Consider the following 5,205-nt stretch of genomic DNA (forward strand, 5'->3'; position numbering starts at 1 on the left):
CGATCTCCCCGTCGCTGGCGGCGCGCCGCGCATGCCTTCAGGGGCGCGGGGAACTGCGCGACCAGCCACGACGGACCCGCGGACGAATCCTCAGGTCCGACCCGGGGTCACTTCTTCCAGTCGGCCCAGGACATGTTCCAGCCGTTGTACCCGTTGTCAGGGGCCACCGTCTGGTCGTGGGAGTTCTTGACGACCACCACGTCGCCGACCATCGAGCGGTCGAAGAACCAGGCCGCCGAGACCTTCTTGTCGTAGCCGCCGCGCACATCCGCCAGGCCCACGCAGCCGTGGCTGGAGTTGACGTTGCCGAAGGTGCCGCCGCCCCAGTAGTTGCCGTGGATGAACGTGCCGGAGTTGGTGAGGCGCATGGCGTGCGGGACGTCCTTGATGTCGTACTCGCCGCCGTAGCCGACCGTGTCACCGTTCATACGGGTCACCCGGAGCCGCTCGCTGATGACCATCTGCCCGTTCCACGTGTCGTAGCCGGGCTTGCCCGTGGTCACCGGGATCTTCTTGATGACCTTGCCGTCGCGCTCGACGGTCATCATGTGCTTCTTCGCGTCGACCGTGGAGACCTGGCTCCGGCCGATCGTGAACTTCACGGTCCGCACCTGCTTGCCGTAGACGCCGTCACGGCCCTCGACGCCGTCCAGGTTCATCTTCACGGTGACCTTCGTGCCCGCCGCCCAGTACTTCTCGGGACGGAAGTCGAGCCGGTCGTTGCCGAACCAGTGGCCCTCGACGTCGACGGCCGGCTCGGTCTTGATCGAGATGGCCTTCTCGACGTCCTCGGGGTGCGTGATGCCCCGCGTGAAGCGCACCGAGAACGGCATGCCGACGCCGACCTTCGAACCGTCCTCCGGCGTGAACGTGCCGACGAACGTGTTCTGCGGGGTCAGCGTCGTGAACGACGAGTCCTTCGCCGACTCACGGCCCGCCGAGTCCTTCGCCACCGCGTGGACCTTGTACTTGGTCGACGCGGCCAGGTGGTGCGCCGGCGTCCAGGTCGTGCCGCCGTCGGTGATCGCGCCCTGGACCGGGTTGCCCTTGCTGTCCTCGACCTCGACCTGGGACAGCCGGCCCTTGTCCGCCGTCACCTTCAGCGCGCCGCTCGTGGCCACGCCGCCCGCGCCGTCCTTCGGCGCGACGGTGACGACGGCCTCCGACGGCTTGTTCGCCTCGGCCGCCTTGTCCGCTTTGCCCTTGCCGTCGCTGCCCGCGTCCGAACCGCCTCCACCACCGCACGCGGTGACCAGCAGCAGCGCCGCCCCCAGCAGAGCCGCCGATATCGGTCGTCGCCCGTTCAAGATTCTGTTCTCCCCTCGCACGGCCTCGGTCTCAAGGCCCGCACTCCCCGCGCGTCCGCGCGCGCACTGCGAAAGATAACCACACGACCTGCGGAAACGGATCCCCGTGTTATGTCACCGTTCCGTCCCAACCGGCCCGCGGCACCCCTCCCCCGCATTTTTCCCGGCGCGGCCCGCCTATGAACGCGCGGAACCCGCCTTCCACTTGGACCAGCCCAGGTTCCAGCCGCCCAGACCGTTGTCGGGCGCCACCTGCTTGTCGGCGCTGCCGCGCACCTCGACGACGTCCCCGACGAGCGTGCGGTCGAAGAACCAGCCGGCCGGCGTCAGCGCGCTGCCGCCCTTCACGTCCCGCAGCCCGACACACCCGTGGCTGACGTTGCTGGACCCGAAGACGCCCTGCGACCAGTAGTTGCCGTGCAGGAAGGTGCCGGAGTCGGTGAGCCGGATCGCGTGCGGCACGTCGGGGATGTCGTACTCGCCGCCGAAGCCGACCGTGCGGCTGTTCATGCGGGTGACCTCGAGCATCTCGGAGACCACCATCTTCCCGTTGTACGTCGTCGAGCGCGGCGCCCCCGCCGTGATGGGCAGGGTGTCGAGGAGCTCCCCGTCGCGGCGCACCTGCATCGTGTGGTTCTTCGCGTCGACGAGGCTGACCTGGCTGCGGCCGACCGTGAACGAGAACGTCTTGCGCTGCAGACCGTAGACGCCGGGGGCGCCCTCCACGTCCCGCAGATCGAGCGCGACGGTGACCTCGGTGCCCGGCTTCCAGTACTTCTCGGGGCGGAAGTCGAGCCGCGTCTTCCCGAACCAGTGCGGGGCGACCTCGACCGCCGGGCGGGCGGTGACCGAGACGGCCTTCTCGACGGCAGCGCGGTTGCGGATCTCCCGGTTGAACTCCAGCTTCACGATCATGCCGGTGCCGACCGTGGCGCGGTTCTCGGGCGTGACGTAGCCGATGAACCGCTCGTCGGGGACGGCCGTCGTGAACGTGGTGTGCCGGGCCGAGCGGCGTCCCTCGCCGTCGACCGCGACCGCGTCCACCGTGTACTTCGCGGCGAGGGCGAGCCGGCCGCCGCCGGGGCCGGTCGGCCGCCAGGTCCGGCCGTCGTCCTCGAGCCGGCCCGGCACCCGCTCCTCCTGGGCGTCCCGCGTCCGCACCACCTTCACCGACTGCAGATGCCCCTCGGGGACCTCGACGCGGAGCCGTTCGCCCGTGCTCACCCCCCGTTTCGCGTCGTCCGGCGACACCCGGATCAGGTCCTCGGGCGAGCGCGGCTTGCCGAGCTCCTCGTCCGCCGCGTCGCATCCGGCGAAGATCAGTACGGCGGCCAGGGCCGCCCCCGCGCGCCGTGCGCGCCTCACAGCTGTTCTCACGCCAGCCCCAACGACGGGCACCCCGCCGGGGAAACGTGCGTGCGAGCCACGGAGGCTCTGGGCAGAACAACTGGAGAGCCCCACGAGCCGCGGGAGGCCGACAGGTGTCGAGCGCAGCCGAGCAGGAGGCGGTGCCCGCCCCGGCGCCGTACGGGAGAACGCGCGGGCGGACCCCGCCGGTGGAGCCGATGTGGCCGGGCACGCCCGCGCCGCTCGGCGCCCGCCACCGGGTCGGCCCGGACGGGGTCGCCGGCACCAACTTCGCGCTGTGGGCGGGCGGCGCCGAGTCCGTCGAGCTGTGCCTGTTCGACGCCGAGGGCCGCGAACGGCGCTCCCCGCTGGCCGAGTCGACGCACGAGATCTGGCACGGCTTCGTGCCCGGCGTGCTGCCCGGGCAGCGCTACGGGTTCCGGGTGGACGGCCGCTGGGACCCGTGGACCGGCGCCCGCTGGAACCCGGCGAAGCTGCTCCTGGATCCGTACGCCCGTGCCGTGGACGGGGAGTTCACCCTGCCCGCCGCGGTCTACGGCCACGTACGGGACTGGCCCGAGCAGCACGTCGCGGACACCGTGCGCGACGAACGGGACTCGGCGCCGTACGTGCCCAAGGGGGTCGTCGTGCACGACGACGGGCCCGACGACCTGTGGGCAGACGACCGCAGGCCGAAGACGCCCTGGGCCGACACCGTCATCTACGAACTGCACGTGCGCGGCTTCACCCGCCGGCACCCGGGGATCCCCGAGGAGCTGCGCGGCACGTACGCGGGGCTCGCGCACCCGGCGGCGATCGCGCACCTGGTGCGGCTCGGAGTGACGGCCGTGGAACTGCTGCCCGTGCACCAGTTCGCGCACGAGGACCATCTGCTGCGGCGCGGACTGCGCAACCACTGGGGCTACAACTCGATCGGCTACTTCGCCCCGCACGCCGGGTACGCGGCGACCGGCACCGGCGGACAGCAGGTCGGCGAGTTCCGGCGGATGGTGCGGGCGCTGCACGACGCGGGCATCGAGGTGATCCTCGACGTCGTCTACAACCACACGGCGGAGGCGGGCGAGCTCGGCCCGACGCTGTCCCTGAAGGGCATCGACAACCGCGGCTACTACCGGCTCCAGGACGACGCCCGCCGATACGCCGACTACACGGGCTGCGGCAACACGCTGCACGTCGTCCAGCCGCACGTGCTGCGGCTGATCACCGACTCGCTGCGGTACTGGGTGACCGAGATGGGCGTCGACGGCTTCCGCTTCGACCTCGCGGCGGCACTGGCCCGCTCGATGCACGACGTCGACATGCTCTCCCCCTTCCTCGCGGTCATCGCGCAGGACCCGGTGCTGCGCCGCGTGAAGCTCATCGCGGAGCCGTGGGACGTCGGCTCGGGCGGTTATCAGGTGGGCGCCTTCCCACCCCTGTGGACGGAGTGGAACGACCGCTACCGCGACGCCGTACGGGACTTCTGGCGGGGCGCGCTGCCCGACGTGCGGGATCTCGGATACCGGCTTTCGGGGTCGAGCGACCTGTACGCGTGGGGTGGCCGGCGCCCGTACGCCTCGGTCAACTTCGTCACCGCGCACGACGGTTTCACCCTGCGCGACCTCGTGTCGTACGAGCGCAAGCACAACGAGGCGAACGGCGAGGGCAACCGGGACGGGACCGACGACAACCGGGCCTGGAACTGCGGGGTCGAGGGCGAGACCGACGATCCCGGCGTACGGGCCCTGCGGCGGCGGCAGTCGCGGAACCTGCTGGCGACGCTGCTGCTGTCCACGGGGGTGCCGATGCTCGTCGCCGGGGACGAGTTCGGGCGGACCCAGGGCGGCAACAACAACGCGTACTGCCAGGACAACGAGACCGGCTGGGTCGACTGGAGCCTCCTGGAGGAGCCGGAGTGGCAGGCGCTGTCCGCGCTCACGGCACGGCTGATCGCGCTGCGGCACGCGCATCCGGTGCTGCGGCGGCGGGCGTTCTTCTCGGGGCGCGCGCGGGCCGCGGACGGGCTGCGGGATCTGGCCTGGTTCACGGTGCGGGGCGAGGAGATGACGGAGCGGGACTGGTTCGCGCCGGCCGCGTCACTGGGCATGTACCTGTCCGGCCGGGACATTCCCGGGCGGGACGCGCGGGGGCACGCCGTGCGGGACGAGAGCTTCCTCGTGCTGCTGCACGCGGGTGAGGGGGCGGTGTCGTGGGTGCTGCCGGGTGAGCCGTGGGGGCGGCGGTACGAGGTGCTGGTCGACACGGGTGCCGAGTCCGGGGTCGTCTCGCCCGGGGTGGTGCACCCCGGGGGTGCCGAGCTGTTGGTCGAGCCCCGCACGGTGCTGTTGCTCCGGGTCGTGGAGTAGCCCGTTCGTCTGCGGCCCCGGTGGGGGCTGGTCGCGCAGTTCCCCGCGCCCCTGAAATGCAGGCGCTGCGCGCCGCATTTCCCCGGCAAAGGTGCGGAGTGCCTGTGATCTGGGGAAGGCGCGGCGAAGCCGCATGCCTTCCAGGGGCGCGGGGCACTGCGCGACCAGCCCCCACGCACCCGCAG

At 71.6% G+C, this 5,205-nt stretch carries 3 protein-coding genes; 1 reads left to right on the top strand and 2 read right to left on the bottom strand.

Features of this window, described 5'->3' with window-relative positions; translation table 11 throughout:
* Positions 1-107: 107 nt before the first annotated feature.
* Positions 108-1,307 (bottom strand): Ig-like domain-containing protein, encoded by a 1,200-nt coding sequence (locus tag ACFW9D_RS37780; RefSeq protein WP_188336766.1) that lies wholly within the window; start codon positions 1,305-1,307, stop codon positions 108-110.
* Between the two features lie 177 nt (positions 1,308-1,484).
* Entirely contained in the window at positions 1,485-2,672 is a 1,188-nt protein-coding gene (locus tag ACFW9D_RS37785; RefSeq protein ID WP_223205937.1) for an Ig-like domain-containing protein, read from the bottom strand.
* Positions 2,673-2,788: 116 nt separating this feature from the next.
* Between ACFW9D_RS37785 and glgX the strand changes: the two genes are divergently transcribed.
* Positions 2,789-5,020, top strand: a complete 2,232-nt coding sequence (gene glgX, locus ACFW9D_RS37790; RefSeq protein ID WP_384629957.1) for a glycogen debranching protein GlgX — start codon at positions 2,789-2,791, stop codon at positions 5,018-5,020.
* Positions 5,021-5,205: the final 185 nt, after the last annotated feature.

The organism is Streptomyces sp. NPDC059524 (assembly GCF_042749255.1).
GTDB classification, from domain to species: domain Bacteria; phylum Actinomycetota; class Actinomycetes; order Streptomycetales; family Streptomycetaceae; genus Streptomyces; species Streptomyces xanthii.